Source organism: Pseudomonas sp. zbq_18, assembly GCF_043102245.1.
In the GTDB taxonomy this organism is placed as follows: domain Bacteria; phylum Pseudomonadota; class Gammaproteobacteria; order Pseudomonadales; family Pseudomonadaceae; genus Aquipseudomonas.
The window spans coordinates 56,012-70,442 of record NZ_JBICIT010000014.1 but is presented as its reverse complement, the minus strand read 5'-3'; the positions used below and the strand labels follow the sequence as shown (position 1 = coordinate 70,442).

At 64.3% G+C, this 14,431-nt stretch carries 15 protein-coding genes; 12 read left to right on the top strand and 3 right to left on the bottom strand.

The features are described 5' to 3' along the window. Positions 1 to 87: 87 nt before the first annotated feature. Positions 88 to 1,260, top strand: a complete 1,173-nt coding sequence (locus ACF8C6_RS11905) for a hydroxymethylglutaryl-CoA reductase (protein WP_392499481.1) — start codon at positions 88 to 90, stop codon at positions 1,258 to 1,260. 20 nt (positions 1,261 to 1,280) lie between these two features. On the opposite strand, the gene ACF8C6_RS11900 is transcribed toward ACF8C6_RS11905, so the two are convergent. Then, positions 1,281 to 1,694: a PaaI family thioesterase gene (locus ACF8C6_RS11900; RefSeq protein ID WP_392499480.1), complete on the bottom strand. Its 414-nt coding sequence runs from the start codon at positions 1,692 to 1,694 to the stop codon at positions 1,281 to 1,283. A gap of 241 nt (positions 1,695 to 1,935) precedes the next feature. Between ACF8C6_RS11900 and ung the strand changes: the two genes are divergently transcribed. Further along, positions 1,936 to 2,631, top strand: a complete 696-nt coding sequence (ung, locus tag ACF8C6_RS11895) for a uracil-DNA glycosylase (RefSeq protein WP_392499479.1) — start codon at positions 1,936 to 1,938, stop codon at positions 2,629 to 2,631. Here the strand turns inward: ung and ACF8C6_RS11890 are convergent. Continuing rightward, on the bottom strand, positions 2,594 to 3,481 hold the full coding sequence (locus tag ACF8C6_RS11890) for a DUF6279 family lipoprotein (protein WP_392499478.1): 888 nt from the start codon (positions 3,479 to 3,481) through the stop codon (positions 2,594 to 2,596). The two genes, ung and ACF8C6_RS11890, sit on opposite strands and share 38 nt — an antisense overlap. 212 nt (positions 3,482 to 3,693) lie before the next feature. Between ACF8C6_RS11890 and ACF8C6_RS11885 the strand changes: the two genes are divergently transcribed. The 10 genes from ACF8C6_RS11885 to argR all read left to right on the top strand — a co-directional run bounded on the left by ACF8C6_RS11885 (position 3,694) and on the right by argR (position 13,918). After that, the gene (locus ACF8C6_RS11885; protein WP_392499477.1) at positions 3,694 to 5,679 is read left to right on the top strand and encodes an FUSC family protein; all 1,986 of its coding nucleotides are present in this window, start codon (positions 3,694 to 3,696) and stop codon (positions 5,677 to 5,679) included. Then, the gene (locus ACF8C6_RS11880) at positions 5,666 to 5,872 is read left to right on the top strand and encodes a DUF1656 domain-containing protein (protein WP_392499476.1); all 207 of its coding nucleotides are present in this window, start codon (positions 5,666 to 5,668) and stop codon (positions 5,870 to 5,872) included. Before ACF8C6_RS11885 ends, ACF8C6_RS11880 begins: the two co-directional genes overlap by 14 nt. A gap of 10 nt (positions 5,873 to 5,882) precedes the next feature. Next, positions 5,883 to 6,755 (top strand): efflux RND transporter periplasmic adaptor subunit, encoded by an 873-nt coding sequence (locus ACF8C6_RS11875; RefSeq protein ID WP_392499475.1) that lies wholly within the window; start codon positions 5,883 to 5,885, stop codon positions 6,753 to 6,755. 187 nt (positions 6,756 to 6,942) lie between these two features. Further along, positions 6,943 to 8,307, top strand: coding sequence for an MBL fold metallo-hydrolase RNA specificity domain-containing protein (locus tag ACF8C6_RS11870; protein WP_392499473.1), 1,365 nt, complete (start codon positions 6,943 to 6,945; stop codon positions 8,305 to 8,307). 409 nt (positions 8,308 to 8,716) lie between these two features. Continuing rightward, entirely contained in the window at positions 8,717 to 9,493 is a 777-nt protein-coding gene (locus tag ACF8C6_RS11865) for an ABC transporter substrate-binding protein (RefSeq protein ID WP_392499472.1), read from the top strand. Between the two features lie 115 nt (positions 9,494 to 9,608). Continuing rightward, positions 9,609 to 10,298, top strand: a complete 690-nt coding sequence (locus ACF8C6_RS11860; RefSeq protein WP_277691386.1) for an ABC transporter permease — start codon at positions 9,609 to 9,611, stop codon at positions 10,296 to 10,298. Positions 10,299 to 10,309: 11 nt separating this feature from the next. Next, positions 10,310 to 11,008, top strand: a complete 699-nt coding sequence (locus ACF8C6_RS11855; RefSeq protein ID WP_392499471.1) for an ABC transporter permease — start codon at positions 10,310 to 10,312, stop codon at positions 11,006 to 11,008. A gap of 10 nt (positions 11,009 to 11,018) precedes the next feature. Beyond that, positions 11,019 to 12,131 carry a succinylglutamate desuccinylase/aspartoacylase family protein gene (locus ACF8C6_RS11850; RefSeq protein WP_392499470.1) on the top strand — a complete coding sequence of 371 codons (1,113 nt, stop codon included), beginning with the start codon at positions 11,019 to 11,021 and terminating at the stop codon, positions 12,129 to 12,131. A 19-nt stretch (positions 12,132 to 12,150) separates the two neighbouring features. Then, positions 12,151 to 12,915: an arginine/ornithine transport ATP-binding protein AotP gene (gene aotP, locus ACF8C6_RS11845; RefSeq protein WP_392499469.1), complete on the top strand. Its 765-nt coding sequence runs from the start codon at positions 12,151 to 12,153 to the stop codon at positions 12,913 to 12,915. Positions 12,916 to 12,931: 16 nt separating this feature from the next. Beyond that, positions 12,932 to 13,918 (top strand): transcriptional regulator ArgR, encoded by a 987-nt coding sequence (gene argR, locus ACF8C6_RS11840; RefSeq protein ID WP_392499468.1) that lies wholly within the window; start codon positions 12,932 to 12,934, stop codon positions 13,916 to 13,918. A gap of 82 nt (positions 13,919 to 14,000) precedes the next feature. Here argR and ACF8C6_RS11835 read toward each other — a convergent pair whose 3' ends face one another. Further along, positions 14,001 to 14,339: an FKBP-type peptidyl-prolyl cis-trans isomerase gene (locus tag ACF8C6_RS11835; RefSeq protein ID WP_392499467.1), complete on the bottom strand. Its 339-nt coding sequence runs from the start codon at positions 14,337 to 14,339 to the stop codon at positions 14,001 to 14,003. Positions 14,340 to 14,431: the final 92 nt, after the last annotated feature.

Below are 14,431 nucleotides of genomic sequence, written 5' to 3'. Positions count from 1 at the left end.
TCTGCTGGTTATGGGCACACTCGGTATGACGGATTTCCCACTAGTCTGATCCGTTGCGCGACCCATTCGACTCAGCAGGAGAGCAGCATGTCCCGAGGCGCCCCGATTCCGCGTAACCCCGCCAACGATTACACCCAGGAGCAGGCCCGCACGCGCCGTGACTTCATCAAGGAGCAGACCGGTGCTGCGCTGGATGTGGTCGGCCAGTACGCCATCGATCCGGCGGTGACCCAGGGCAATATCGAGAACTTCATCGGCGTGGTGCAGATGCCGCTGGGCGTGGCCGGGCCGCTGCGCATCGAGGGCGAACATGCGCGGGGTGATTTCTACATTCCCATGGCGACCACCGAAGGCACGCTGCTGGCCAGCTACAGCCGTGGCATGCGTGCCATCAGCGCGTCCGGCGGGGTGAAGACCACGGTGGTCAAGCACTCCATGCAGCGCGCGCCGGTGTTCATGTTCGAGGATGCCTTGCAGGCCCGCGAATTCGGCGCCTGGCTGGTGCGCGAGTTCGAGACGATCAAGGCGGTTACCGAGACCACCACGCGCAGCGGCAAGCTGTTCGAGATCGAGCAGTACCCGGTGGCCAACATGCTCTACACCCGTTTCTGCTACACCACCGGCGATGCGGCCGGGCAGAACATGACCAGCAAGGCCACCTTCGCCGCCTGCGAGTGGATCAAGGCCAACCACCCACTGCAGCCGCGCTACATCCTCTCCGGCGCCATCGATACCGACAAGAAACACTCGGCGATGAATATGATCCAGACCCGCGGCAAACGTGTGATCGCCGAGTTCACCCTCAAGCGTGAGGTGGCCCACGAACTGCTGCGGGTCGACCCCGCCAACCTCTACCGCTATCGGCAGATTGCTGCCGTGGGCGCCTTCCAGGCCGGCACGGCCTACAGCGGTGCGCATGCGGCCAACGGGCTGGCGGCGATGTTCATCGCCACCGGGCAGGACGCGGCCAACGTTGCCGAGTCCCACGGCGGCATCACCTACGGCCAGTTGCTGGACAACGGCGACTATTACTGGTCGGTGACCCTGCCGGCGGTGATCTGCGCCACCCACGGCGGCGGCACCGGCCTGCCTACCCAGCGCGAATGCCTGAACATGCTCGGCTGCGTCGGTGCGGGCAAGGCCGACAAGCTGGCCGAGATCATCGCGGCGGTGGTGCTGGCTGGCGATGTGTCACTGACCTCGGCAATCCTGGCCGGGGACTGGGTCAGCAGCCACGAAACGCTGGGGCGCAACCGCTGAGGTGAAGACGTTGCGCGGGTTCAGACCCGCGCAATGGTCGCCAGGCCCGTGGCAACCAGCTTCTCAGCGCCGTCCTTCACCGCGAACACATCGGCGCGGCACACGGCCTGGCGCTGGCCGGCCTTGAGCACTTCACTGCGGCAGATCAGGCGCTCGCCCAGGGCCGGAGCGAGCAGGTTGAGCTTGTATTCGCTGGTCACCACGTCGCCGACCAGCGATGCGGCGGCCCAGGCGCAGCCGCTGTCGACCATGAAACCCACTACGGCACCGTGGATGTAGCCGTGGTGCTGGCACAGGTCGGGGCGGCTGGCCACCTGCAGGCTGACCCTGCCGGGTGCGAAGTCGAGCAGTTCGGCACCCAGCAGCTGGGCGAAGGTGGAGTGCTGCAGCGCCTGCTCTAGGCGGGCGCGGCTGATGCCGGTGGAGGTGTCCATGGTCGTGCTCCTGCTCGGGATGAGTCAGCAGTCTTGGCCGCGATCCCTGACCCGGCAAGGCGCATCCAGCGGGCTGATAGCTGTGTATTTGGCCTATAGGAAGCTATTCGTTTGAGTGTTTGTAGCGCCTCATCCCTAGGTTGCGGCTCAACCGCAACCTACGCGAAGGAGGCCGTGCAACCTTGACTTGCCTCCGTGCCTTGCCTAGCGTGCCGCTTTCGTTTTTGCCGCAGGATCTGCCATGACCACCGACGACCGCATCAAACTCGAGCCAGGCTGGAAGGAGGCGCTGCGCGAGGAGTTCGACAAGCCTTACATGCGCGCGCTGGGCGATTTCCTGCGGGCCGAGAAGGCTGCCGGCAAGGTGATCTTTCCGCCGGCACCGCTGATCTTCAATGCGCTCAACTCCACGCCGTTGGAGCAGGTCAAGGTGGTGATCATCGGCCAGGACCCTTACCACGGGCCGGGCCAGGCCCACGGCCTGTGCTTCTCGGTGCAGCCTGGGGTGCCGGCGCCGCCGTCGCTGGTGAACATCTTCAAGGAGCTCAAGCGCGACCTGAACATCGACATCCCCGCGCACGGTTACCTGCAGAGCTGGGCCGAGCAGGGTGTGTTGCTGCTCAACACCTCGCTGACCGTCGAGCAGGCCAGCGCCGGGTCGCATGCCGACAAGGGCTGGCAGCCGTTCACCGACAAGGTGATCGAGGCCGTCAACGCGCGGCCGGGCAACCTGGTGTTCCTGCTCTGGGGGGCGCATGCGCAAAGCAAGCAGAAACAGATCGATACCACTCGCCACCTGGTATTGAAGTCGGCGCACCCGTCGCCGCTGTCGGCGTATCGCGGTTTCCTCGGCAATGGCCATTTCAGTCGCGCCAACAAGTACCTGGAGCAGTGCGGCCTCACTCCGATCGACTGGCGACTGCCGCCGCTGGTTTAGTGCACTCAAGCCCGGCGATGTCCTCGCGCAGGGCGCCCAGGCGCTCCTGCAGGCGCTGACGTTGCCGGTTGTCGGCGCTGGCAATCAACTGGCCGAGCAGTTCGGCCAGGCTGCGCTGGTTGTCGGCGAAGGCCTGGCGATACTCTTCGCTCCAGTATTGCTGCCGCTCACGCAGCAGGTGGTCGAGGCGCTGCGGGAAGTCGGCGCTGCGCCGCCCCTCCAGCTCTTTGAGGAGTGCTGTTTGCCAGCGCTCGCGGCTGTCCAGCCACAGGCGGCTCTGCTCGCCACGCTGTTCGGCCCAACGGCGCACCAGTGCCTGCTGTTGAGCATTGAGTTGGCCAAACCAGGGCTCCAGGCGCTCCTGGGTGGCCTCGGCGCGTTTAGCGATCTGCTCGGCAAGGGGTGGTTCGACGAATTCCGCACGCAACTTGGCGTTCTCTTTATTTATCTGCTCGCGCAGTTGCTGCACTTGCAGCGGGCTGAGCTGTTGCAGCAGGCCGGCAGCGGTGGGGCCGATCTCGCTGGAAATTTCCCCCAGGGCCAGGAGCAAGTCGGTGAAGCGTGTTTGCAGTCGCTCGGCATCCAGTGTGCCCGCAGCGAGACGGGCGCGGTCCTCGTCTAGCCAACTGGCCAGTTGCGGCAGCTGGGTACTGCAATGCCAGGCCAGGTGCTGATCCAGGCGTGGCTCCAGCCAGGCCTGCTGCTCGGCGTTCAGGTCCAGATAGCTGTCGATGCGCCAGCTCAGGAGCCAGTCGAGGTTGCGATAGGCAAGGTCGAAGCGGCTGCAGGCGGCGAGTAGGCTCAACGTCGCCAGTAGGGCGAGCAGGGGGGTGTGGGCTTTAAGGCGCATGGCTGGCCTCGGCAGAGTGATCTGGCCCGAGCATAGTGGCTGCACATAGCGGTGGTGTTACGCCGACACATCCGCTTAAACATCCTTGCACTCCATGCGTTGCATGAACGCCAAACTGGACGAATAACGTTAGCAGACTAATAATTGGGTTTGTGTGCTTCTGCCAGTTTCACTGGTGGACTAACGTTCCATGAGCTTTCTGAGGCTGCGCCATGCGCGACACCCTGTCGGCCTTCGTTGCGCCGAACTCACTGGCCCTGCAATTCGCCATCAAGACGCTGCTGAGCGGCGGCCTGGCGCTGTGGCTCGCGTTCCGCTTCGACCTGGCGCAGCCTTCCTGGGCATTGATGACAGCGTTAATCGTGGCTCAACCGTTGTCCGGCATGGTGGTGCAGAAGGGCCTGGCGCGCTTGCTCGGCACCTGCGTCGGCACCAGCGTGGCGGTACTGTTCGTGGCGCTGTTTGCCCAGGCGCCCTGGCTGTTCTTGACGGTGATGGCGTTGTGGCTGGGCTTGTGCACGGCGGCGTCGACCCTGCTGCGCAGCGCCTGGGCTTATGCCTTTGTGCTGGCCGGCTACACGGTGGCGATCATTTGCCTGCCGATCACCGATACGCCGCTGCTGGCCTTCGACGAAGCCATCGCCCGCTGTACTGAAATCTGCCTCGGCATTCTCTGTTCCATGGTGATCAGTGCTGTGCTCTGGCCGCAGCGTGTCGAGCGTCAGTTGGCAAAACAAGCGCGCGCCACCTGGTTGAGCGGTTGCGCAGCGGCGGCTGAGGCGCTGGGCGGGCGCAGCGGTGAGCAACGCAGCCTCCTCGATACGCTTGGGCGTATCGTGGCCGTCGATGCCCAGCGCGAACATGCCTGGTTCGAGGGGCCGCTGGGGCGTCTGCGTGCCCGTGGCCTGCGGGCCATGAGCCGCGACTTGCTGAGCCTGCTGCGTCTGGCGCGGGGCGTGGCGCGGCAGTGGCAGCAACTGGAGGAGGGCGAGGCATCTGCCCTGGCGCCCTGGCTGGAGCGACTGCGCCAGCAGTTGGCGCAGCCGGAGGAGGGCGATGCTGAGGCATTGGCCGAGCAGCTGCGCGAGGCCTCCCAGGCGGAGGTCTATTCCCTGGCGCAGCAATACTGCCTGGGGCGCATGGCGCTGGTAGTGCGCCAGCTCAGCGCGGCGCGCACGGCGCTGCTGGCTGTGGAGCAGGGGCGCGAGCTGGCAGATGCGCCGCCGGCGCTGTCCTGGCATCGCGATGTATGGCTGGCGCTGGCCTACGGCATGCGCAGCAGCCTGACGCTGCTGATCCTGTCGGCCTTCTGGATGGCGACGGGTTGGCCTGCCGCCAGTGGCGCGCTGCTGCTGGCGGCGGTGGTGTGCAGCCTGTTTGCCAGCCGCGAGAACGCCGACCTGATCGGCGTCGCGTTCCTGCGCGGCATTCTCTACGCAGTGCCGACGGCGTTCGTGGTCGGCCAGCTGCTGCTGCCACAGTTGAGCAGCTTCGCCATGCTCAGCCTGGCGATGGGCGTACCGTTGTTTTTCGGTCTGCTGGGCATGAGTCGGCCGGCACTGGCGGGCACCGCGACGTCGTTCTGCCTGCACTTTGTCGTGCTCTGCGGGCCAAAGAATCAGATGAGTTATGACGTTGCCTTCTTCCTCAATGAGGCGCTGGCCATGCTGATTGGTGTTGGCTGCGCAGTAATGGCGCTGCGCGTGGTGGTCATTGGCAATCCGCTGTGGCGTAGCCGGCGCTTGCTGCAGGCCAGCCTCGATGATCTGGCACGCCTGTGCAGCCGCACTCTGGGCGGGGCGGAAAACTGGTTCGGTGGGCGCATGGCCGACCGCCTGCTGGTGCTGGCGCGCTACAGCAATCAAGCCGGTAACGCGCGACAGCGCTGGGAGGATGGGCTGAGCAGTCTCGACCTGGGTGACGAACTGCTGCATCTGCGTGCCTGCCTGGCGGCGGCGCCGAGTACGCCACGCCAGGCCGAGCTGGCCTTCTTCGAGCGCCTCCGCCTGGTGTTCGCCGCATCGCCGGCACCAGAGCGTGTGCATGAGCTGGATGCGCCTGCGCAGGCGTTGGGCGAGGCGCTGCGCCACGCTGCGCCGAGTATTGAATTGCGTCTGGCGGCGGCGGCGCTGACGCAACTGACCCACAGCTGGCGCCAGTGGTGCCGGCAACAGGAGGTGCCACATGGCGCTACGTGAATGGGTGCTGGGCGGCGTGTTGCTCAGCCCGATGCTGGTGTATGCGCTGCTGGCGCTACTGTTGACCGGGCTACTGCGCCTGGGCTTGCAGCAGGTTGGCCTGGCACGTTGGATCTGGCACGAGGCCTTGTTCGACTGTGCCCTGTATGTCTGTGTGCTGGCGGCGCTGATGGCAACGCTGGCGAGTTGGTGAGGAATGAGCGATGCGTAGTCTGGTGCGGGTAAGTCTGACCCTGGCGGTGGTCGTGCTGGCGGTGCTGGCCGGCTGGTGGTTATGGAATTTCTACATGCTTTCGCCCTGGACCCGCGATGCGCGGGTGCGGGCCGATGTGGTGACCATTGCTCCGGATGTGTCCGGCTGGGTGGTCGAGCTGAAGGTGGCGGACAACCAGCAGGTCAAGGCCGGAGACGTGCTGATGACCATCGATCGCGAGCGCTATCAGGCGGCGCTGGACAAGGCCCGGGCACTGGCCGAAACCCAGCGCCAGCAGCTCGGTTTGCGTGAGCACGAGGCCAGCCGTCGCGCGCACCTGGGGCCGCAGGCCATCAGTGCCGAGTTGCGTGAGAATGCGCAGATCAATGCGGCGATTGCCCGTGCCGAGCTGCAGCAGGCCGAGGCCGAGGTGGCGCTGGCCGAGCTCAACCTCAAGCGCAGCGAAGTGCATGCACCGCGCGATGGCCAGGTCACCAACCTGCACCTGGCTCAGGGCAATTATGTGCAGGCCGGGCAGGCCGTGATGGCCCTGGTGGCTGATGGCTCGTTCTACGTGCAGGCCTATTTCGAGGAGACCAAGCTGCCAGGGATTCGCGTTGGTATGCCGGCCGAGGTCACGCTCATGAGCAGCGACCAACCGCTGCGCGGAAAGGTGCAGAGCATCAGCCGTGGTATTACCGACCGCAATGCCGTGGCGGACGCACAGCTGTTGGCCAATGTCGAACCGACCTTCAACTGGGTACGTCTGGCTCAGCGCATTCCCGTGCGTATCGAACTGGACGAAATGCCGGCCGACCTGCCGCTGAGCGCCGGGATGACTGCTAGCGTGCGAGTCGGCAAGGCGCAGGAGGCTGCAAAGTAGAGCGGCTTGTGTGCCTAGCCTCGGCTGTGGCTCCGGGGGCACTGAGGCCCAGCAGGTTCAGCCGCGCATGGCCATATCCGTTGATCTGGCTCAGTACGTTGCGTGTGGCGCTTGGCAGAGTGGTCGGGAAGGTTGCAGCCAGCGGGCTAGGCTGTAGCATTGATGTCTCCAGACAAGGAATGAGGCCTTGACCACGCTTTCCCTGACCAGTCTGGGCGGTGCCGGCACCGTCACCGGCTCCAAGCACCTGCTGACGTGTGGCGACACGCGGCTGTTGATCGACTGCGGCCTGTTCCAGGGCCTGAAGAACCTGCGCGAGCTGAACTGGCAGCGCCTGCCAATCAATCCGGGCGATATCGATGCGGTAGTGCTGACCCATGCGCATCTGGACCATTGCGGCTACCTGCCGCGGTTGGTGCTCGATGGCTTTACCGGGCGCATCCACTCGACCCAGGCTTCCCGCGATGTCGCCGAACTGATTCTGCGCGACAGTGCCTTCCTGCAGGAGAAGGACGCCGAGCTGGCTAACCGCAAGGGCTTTTCCAAGCACAAGCCGGCACTGCCGCTGTATCGCGTGGCGGACATCGACCGCACCATGGCGTTGTTCAAGCCGGCAAGGCTGCACGAGAGTGTGGCGCTGCCTGGCAACGGCAGCCTGCTCATGCGCGGCGCGGGGCATATCCTGGGGGCGGCAACTGCACAGATCGATATTGGCGGGCGGCGCTTCCTGTTCTCGGGGGATCTGGGGCGCTATGACGATCCAGTCATGCACGATCCGGAGAGCGTGGCGGAGGCCGATTACGTGATCATCGAGTCGACCTATGGCAACCGTCGGCACGACACCACCGATCCGCTCGATGCGCTGGAAGCGGTAATCAAACGCACCGTGCAGCGTGGCGGCACAGTGGTAATCCCTGCGTTCGCGGTGGGGCGTGCACAGGCATTGATCCACAGCCTCTGGCAGCTGCGCCGCAGCGGTCGGCTGCATAATCTGCCGGTCTACCTCGACAGCCCGATGGCCACCAGCGCCAGCGAGTTATTGCACCGTTACCCGCGCGAGCATCGATTGGGCGATGCGGACTGCGAGGCTGCCTGCGGTTCGGTCACCTATGTACGCGATGTCGAGGAGTCCAAGGCGCTGTCGGCCAACCGCTATCCGAAGGTAATCATTTCGGCCAGCGGCATGGCCACGGGGGGGCGGGTGTTGCATCACATTGCTGCTTTCGGCCCGGATCATCGCAATACGCTGCTGTTCTCCGGTTACCAGGCATCGGGTACCCGCGGCCGCAAACTGCTGGAGGGGGCGCGTGAGACCAAGATCTTCGGCCAGTGGCTGCCGATCAATGCAGAAATCGCCGAATTGCCGATGATGTCGGCGCATGCCGACAGCGATGAGCTGATGCGCTGGCTGTCCGGCCTGACCCGGGCGCCACGGCGAGTGTTCGTCGTGCATGGCGAGGCGGATGCTTCGGAGGCGCTGCGCGAGCGAATCCAGCGCGAATTGGGCTGGGCGGTTTGTGTGCCGCTGCAAGGTCAGCGCATGGAGCTGTAACGAAACGGTAACAGTCGCGGCAATTCGGGGTGAACAGAAACAGTTTGCCCTTTTTTGCTGCAACTGGCCTGCCTCTGCTGTGCTCGACCGCCTTGAAAGTGGCGGGCTGCAGGTATTTTTCAAATACATGGCCTGATCATTGCTTTATTTAAAGGTTTACTTTCTTGTCTGCATGGTCATATTCTGGATGGCCTGTCAATGCGCATCGCGCGCCCTTCCTGTGCTTCTGTAATTTGTTGTCGCTTTCAGGAAATATCGACCCACCCCTGCCCGATAGAATGCCGCCCACTTGGCCCGAGCCTCTTGCCTATGCTTCGCAGCGGCAAAGACGGCGACACTTTCTACAATTTATCGTGGCCATGGCGAACGCACGCTGCCCATCGCTGTACCCATTCCAAGGAGTCACCAGATGAAGAAGATCGTACTTCTCGGCGCGCTGGCGCTGACCGCTTTCAGTGCGCTGGTTCAGGCAGAAGAGAAGCCCCTGCGCATCGGTATCGAAGCGGCCTACCCGCCGTTCGCCTACAAGACCCCGGAAGGCAACATCACCGGCTTCGACTACGACATCGGCAACGCCCTGTGCGAAGAGATGAAGGTCAAGTGTGTGTGGGTCGAGCAAGAGTTCGACGGCCTGATCCCGGCGCTGAAGGTGCGCAAGTTCGACGCCGTGCTGTCGTCCATGTCCATCACTGAAGAGCGCATGAAATCGGTGGACTTCACCAACAAGTACTACCACACCCCCGCCAAGCTGGCGATGAAGGCCGGTACCGAGCTGAAAGACCCGCTGGTCGATCTGAAAGGCAAGAAAGTCGGCGTGCAGCGCGCGTCCATCTATGACCGCTACGCCACCGAAGTCTTCGCTCCGGCCGGTGTGGAAGTGGTGCGCTACAGCTCGCAGAACGAGATCTTCCTCGACCTGGCCTCCGGTCGCCTGGACGCGACCCTGGCCGACGTGGTCAATATCGATGATGGCTTCCTCAAGACCGATGCCGGCAAGGGCTTTGCCCTGGTAGGCCCGGACTACTCTGACGAGAAGTACTTTGGCAATGGCGCCGGTATTGCCGTGCGCAAGGGCGACACCGCAACCGCCGAAAAGATCAATGCCGCCATCGCCGCCATCCGTGCCAACGGCAAGTACCAGGAAGTGCAGGACAAGTACTTCCAGTTCAACGTCTACGGCGAGTAATGCCGTCCCGTCCGCCCTTTCCGGAGAGGGAAGGGCGGATGCCGCAAGGCCTTAGGGCCTGCGCCTCCAGCCCTTGCTGAGGGCCTCCTCCTGTGTACGTCAGAGGATAGATTCCATGTTCAACGGCTACGGCTCGACCATTCTCGACGGCGCCTGGCTCACCGTGCAGCTGGCTCTGCTGTCGATGGCGGTCGCCATTGCGCTCGGCCTGCTTGGCGCGGCCTTCCGTCTGTCGCCCCTGAAATGGCTGGCGCTGATGGGTGAAACCTATGCCACCGTGATCCGCGGCATACCCGATCTGGTGCTGATCCTGCTGATCTTCTACGGCGGCCAGGATCTGGTGAACCGCATTGCGCCGCTGGTCGGTTATGACGATTACATCGACATCAACCCGTTCGTGGCGGGTGTCGGTACCCTGGGCTTCATCTACGGCGCCTACCTGTCGGAGACCTTTCGCGGGGCCTTTATGGCTATCCCCAAGGGGCAGGGCGAGGCTGGTATGGCCTACGGCATGAGTCCGCTGCGGGTGTTCTTCCGCATCCTGGTGCCGCAGATGGTGCGCCTGGCAATTCCGGGGGTGACCAACAACTGGCTGGTGCTGGTGAAGGCCACGGCGCTGATTTCTCTGGTCGGTCTGCAGGACATGATGGCCCGCGCCAAGAGTGCCGGCGATGCGACCCGCGAACCCTTTACCTACATTCTGCTGGCTGCGGCCATCTACCTGGCGCTGACCAGTGTGTCGCTGCTGGTGCTGCGTCACCTTGAGCGTCGCTATTCGGTCGGCGTCAAAGCGGCCGAGATCTGAGGGGAGTTGCCATGCTTTTCGATTACAACGTGGTGCTCGACAGCCTGCCGCTGTACTTCGGTGGCGTGCTGGTCACCCTCAAGCTGCTGGTGATCTCGCTGGCCTTCGGGTTGGTGCTGGCGGTGCCGCTGGCGATGATGCGCGTGTCCAAGCAGCCGGTGATCAATTTCCCGGCCTGGCTGTACACCTACGTCATCCGTGGCACGCCGATGCTGGTACAGCTGTACCTGCTGTACTACGGCCTGGCGCAGTTCCAGGCGGTGCGCGAGAGCTTCCTCTGGCCCTACCTGTCCGATGCCACCTTCTGTGCCTGCCTGGCGTTCGCCATCAACACCAGCGCCTACAGTGCCGAGATCCTTGCCGGTAGCCTGAAGGCCACCCCCCATGGCGAGATCGAGGCGGCCAAGGCCATGGGCATGTCCCGCGCCAAGCTGTACCGCCGCATCCTCCTGCCGTCCGCGCTGCGCCGTGCGCTGCCGCAGTACAGCAACGAGGTGATCATGATGCTGCACACCACCAGTCTGGCCTCGGTGGTGACCCTGATCGACATCACCGGTGCGGCCAAGACCGTCAACTCGCAGTACTACATGCCGTTCGAGGCCTATATCACTGCCGGTCTGTTCTACCTGGTGCTGACCTTCGTACTGGTGCGCCTGTTCAAGCTGGGCGAGCGCCGCTGGCTGGCCTACCTGGCCCCGCGCAAGCACTGAGGCTGTCGACATGCAACGAATCGATCATTGCCTGCCCTGGGGCTGCCCCGGTACCGAGCGCACGCTGAGCGTGTTCCACTTCGGTGCGGGGGAGCGCAAGGCCTATATCCAGGCCAGCCTGCACGGCGACGAATTGCCGGGCATGCGCGTGGCGGTCGAGCTCAAGCGCCGCCTAGCGGAGCTGGAAGGGCAGGGCCGGCTGACCGGCATGATCGAACTGGTGCCGGTGGCCAATCCCATCGGCCTCGGGCAGATGATCCAGGCCGCCAGCCAGGGCCGTTTCGAGCTGGGCAGCGGCAAGAATTTCAATCGTGACTTCGCCGACCTGGCCGAGCTGGTTGCTCCCGCCCTGAATGGGCAGCTGGGCGCCGATGGCGCGGCCAATGTCCGGCTCATTCGCCAGGCCATGCTGGCGGCGCTGGACGGCCTGCCGCCGGCCGGCTCCGAACTGGCTGGCCTGCAGCGCCTGCTGCTGCGCCATGCCTGCGACGCCGATCTGGTGCTCGACTTGCATTGCGACTTCGATGCGGTGGTGCACCTGTACAGCGTGCCGCAGCAGGCTCAGACCTTCGCGGCGCTGGGCGCGCGTTTGGGGGCGAAAGCGTTCCTGGTGGCTGAAGACACCGGCGGCAGTTCGTTCGACGAAGCCTGCTCCATGGCCTGGCTGCGCCTGGCGCGGCGCTTTCCCGATGCGGATGTGCCACTGGCCTGTCAGGCCGCCACCGTCGAGCTGGGCGGCATGGCCGATACCGAGCGCGAGCGGGCCGAGGCCAGTGCCGAAGCCATTCTCGCCAGTCTGGCCGAGCAGGGGCTGATCGACGGTGACTGGCCGGCAGCGCCGGCGCCAAGCTGCGTCGCCACGCCGTTCGCCGGCGCCGAATATGCCTACGCGCCGCATGCCGGCGTCGTCAGCTTCCTGCAGCCGGTCGGTGCCCAGGTGGCCGTCGGTGACCCGCTGTTCGAAGTCATAGATCCGCTGGAGGACCGTCACAGTATCGTGCGGGCCTCCACTTCCGGGGTGCTGTACGTGCGCGAGCGCCTGCGCTTCGCCCAACCCGGACTCTGGCTGGCCAAGGTGGCCGGTGCCCAATCCATTCGTCAGGGTCGCCTGCTGAGCGACTGATCCACACGAGAAGCCAACCATGTACAAACTCGAAGTTCAGGATCTGCACAAACGCTACGGCGACCACGAAGTGCTCAAGGGGGTTTCCCTGGCGGCCAAGGCGGGCGACGTGATCAGCATCATCGGCTCGAGCGGCTCGGGCAAGAGTACCTTCCTGCGTTGCATCAACATGCTGGAGCAGCCCTACGGCGGCAAGATCCTGCTCAATGGCGAAGAACTCAAGCTGGTTGCCAGCAAGGATGGCGCGCTCAAGGCGGCCGATGCCAAGCAGCTGCAGCGCATGCGTTCGCGCCTGTCCATGGTGTTCCAGCATTTCAACCTGTGGTCGCACATGAGTGCCCTGGAAAACGTCATCGAGGCGCCGGTGCATGTGCTCGGCGTGCCGAAGAAGGAAGCCATCGAAAAGGCCGAGCACTACCTGGCCAAGGTCGGTGTGGCACACAGGAAAGACGCTTATCCGGCGCATATGTCCGGTGGTGAGCAGCAGCGCGTGGCCATCGCTCGTGCCCTGGCCATGGAGCCGGAAGTGATGCTGTTCGACGAGCCCACCTCGGCCCTCGACCCCGAGCTGGTCGGCGAAGTGCTCAAGGTGATGCAGGACCTGGCCCAGGAAGGCCGCACCATGGTGGTGGTGACTCACGAGATGGGCTTCGCCCGCGAGGTGTCCAACCAGTTGATCTTCCTGCACAAGGGGTTGGTGGAGGAAACCGGCTGCCCGAAAGAGGTGCTGGTCAACCCGCAGTCCGAGCGCCTGAAGCAGTTTCTTTCCGGCAGCCTGAAGTAGGCACTAGACTCCCAGCATGACAGCCACTGCCCACGTAATTGCCTTTCTGATCTGGCCCGAAACCAGGCCCACGACTCTGGCGCTGGCCGAGGAAGCCCTGCGCGTGGCGCAGCGCGTGCACCCGGACGTGTCCTACGAGCTGCGCTTTCTTCAGGCCGAGCCATCGGTCGAAGGGCAGTGGCGTCTGCCGGGCGAGCCCTGGGCCGGACGCCTGGAGGGCTGCCAGCGCGTCTTTCTGCTGGCCGACGAGCCGCCGGCACAGGTGGCTCCAGTGTTGGCGTCTGCGCTCAAGCAGCTGGCCCGTAGCGGCATCAGCATCGGTGCGCTGTCGGCCGGCGTCTATCCCTTGGCCCAGCTGGGCCTGCTCGACGGCTACCGCGCTGCCGTGCACTGGCGTTGGCAGGATGATTTCACCGAGCGCTTCCCCAAGGTCATCGCCACCAGCCACCTGTTCGATTGGGATCGTGATCGCCTCAGTGCCTGCGGCGGCCTGGCCGTGCTCGACCTGTTGCTGGCCGTGTTGGCCCGTGACCATGGCGCCGAACTAGCCGGTGCGGTCAGCGAGGAGTTGGTAGTCGAGCGCATCCGCGAGGGCGGCGAGCGCCAGCGCATTCCGCTGCAGAACCGCATCGGCTCCAGCCATCCCAAGCTGACCCAGGCGGTGCTGCTGATGGAGGCCAACATCGAGGAGCCGCTGACCACCGACGAGATCGCCCAGCACGTCTGTGTGTCGCGCCGGCAGCTGGAGCGCATCTTCAAGCAGTATCTCAATCGTGTGCCGAGCCAGTACTACCTGGAGCTGCGCCTGAACAAGGCACGCCAGCTGCTGATGCAGACCAGTAAGTCGATCATCCAGATCGGCCTCTCCTGTGGCTTCTCCTCCGGGCCGCACTTCTCCAGCGCCTATCGCAACTTTTTTGGCGCTACGCCTCGCGAGGATCGTAATCAACGGCGCAGTGCCAGTCCGTTCGAAATCGCACCGGCAGCCGCAGAGCGCGGCTAGGCGCTGTTTTTCTGTGTTGCGTGGCGTTAACTGGTCGCCTGATGGAGCTCGGGCAGCCTTCGCCAGCCGCTAATTGTGCGCTTCAGTCGTCGCGAGTCAGAACTTCCAGCAGCTCGATCTCGAAGATCAGGTTGGAGTTGGGTGGAATGGCGGCCATTTGGCGATCTCCGTAGCCCAGGTGAGCGGGCACCCAAAGCTTGCGTTTACCGCCCACTTTCATGCCCATCAGACCCTGGTCCCAGCCTTGGATAACTCTTCGGGTGCCGATGACGCACTGGAATGGTTTGCCGCGCGCGTAGGATGAGTCGAACTCGCTGCCATCTTCCAGCCAGCCCCTGTACTGGGTGGTGATCAAGGCGCCTTTGATGACTGCCTTGCCGGTTCCAGTCTGTAGGTCTTCGATCTTCAGTTCGTTGCTCATCTCGTGCTCATTGCAGTGATTCGTTTATTCCTGAAGGGCGACTTCTACGCCGTGGTCGCCAGTGATGAGCGGGCTCCACAGCCTCACAACCT

Excerpts from the sequence above, each read along its gene's own strand:
- ACF8C6_RS11905 (WP_392499481.1), top strand. The coding sequence starts at position 88 with ATGTCCCGAGGCGCCCCGATTCCGCGTAACCCCGCCAACGATTACACC.
- ACF8C6_RS11900 (WP_392499480.1), bottom strand. The coding sequence starts at position 1,694 with ATGGACACCTCCACCGGCATCAGCCGCGCCCGCCTAGAGCAGGCGCTG.
- ung (WP_392499479.1), top strand. The coding sequence starts at position 1,936 with ATGACCACCGACGACCGCATCAAACTCGAGCCAGGCTGGAAGGAGGCG.
- ACF8C6_RS11890 (WP_392499478.1), bottom strand. The coding sequence starts at position 3,481 with ATGCGCCTTAAAGCCCACACCCCCCTGCTCGCCCTACTGGCGACGTTG.
- ACF8C6_RS11885 (WP_392499477.1), top strand. The coding sequence starts at position 3,694 with ATGCGCGACACCCTGTCGGCCTTCGTTGCGCCGAACTCACTGGCCCTG.
- ACF8C6_RS11880 (WP_392499476.1), top strand. The coding sequence starts at position 5,666 with ATGGCGCTACGTGAATGGGTGCTGGGCGGCGTGTTGCTCAGCCCGATG.
- ACF8C6_RS11875 (WP_392499475.1), top strand. The coding sequence starts at position 5,883 with ATGCGTAGTCTGGTGCGGGTAAGTCTGACCCTGGCGGTGGTCGTGCTG.
- ACF8C6_RS11865 (WP_392499472.1), top strand. The coding sequence starts at position 8,717 with ATGAAGAAGATCGTACTTCTCGGCGCGCTGGCGCTGACCGCTTTCAGT.
- ACF8C6_RS11860 (WP_277691386.1), top strand. The coding sequence starts at position 9,609 with ATGTTCAACGGCTACGGCTCGACCATTCTCGACGGCGCCTGGCTCACC.
- ACF8C6_RS11855 (WP_392499471.1), top strand. The coding sequence starts at position 10,310 with ATGCTTTTCGATTACAACGTGGTGCTCGACAGCCTGCCGCTGTACTTC.
- ACF8C6_RS11850 (WP_392499470.1), top strand. The coding sequence starts at position 11,019 with ATGCAACGAATCGATCATTGCCTGCCCTGGGGCTGCCCCGGTACCGAG.
- aotP (WP_392499469.1), top strand. The coding sequence starts at position 12,151 with ATGTACAAACTCGAAGTTCAGGATCTGCACAAACGCTACGGCGACCAC.
- argR (WP_392499468.1), top strand. The coding sequence starts at position 12,932 with ATGACAGCCACTGCCCACGTAATTGCCTTTCTGATCTGGCCCGAAACC.
- ACF8C6_RS11835 (WP_392499467.1), bottom strand. The coding sequence starts at position 14,339 with ATGAGCAACGAACTGAAGATCGAAGACCTACAGACTGGAACCGGCAAG.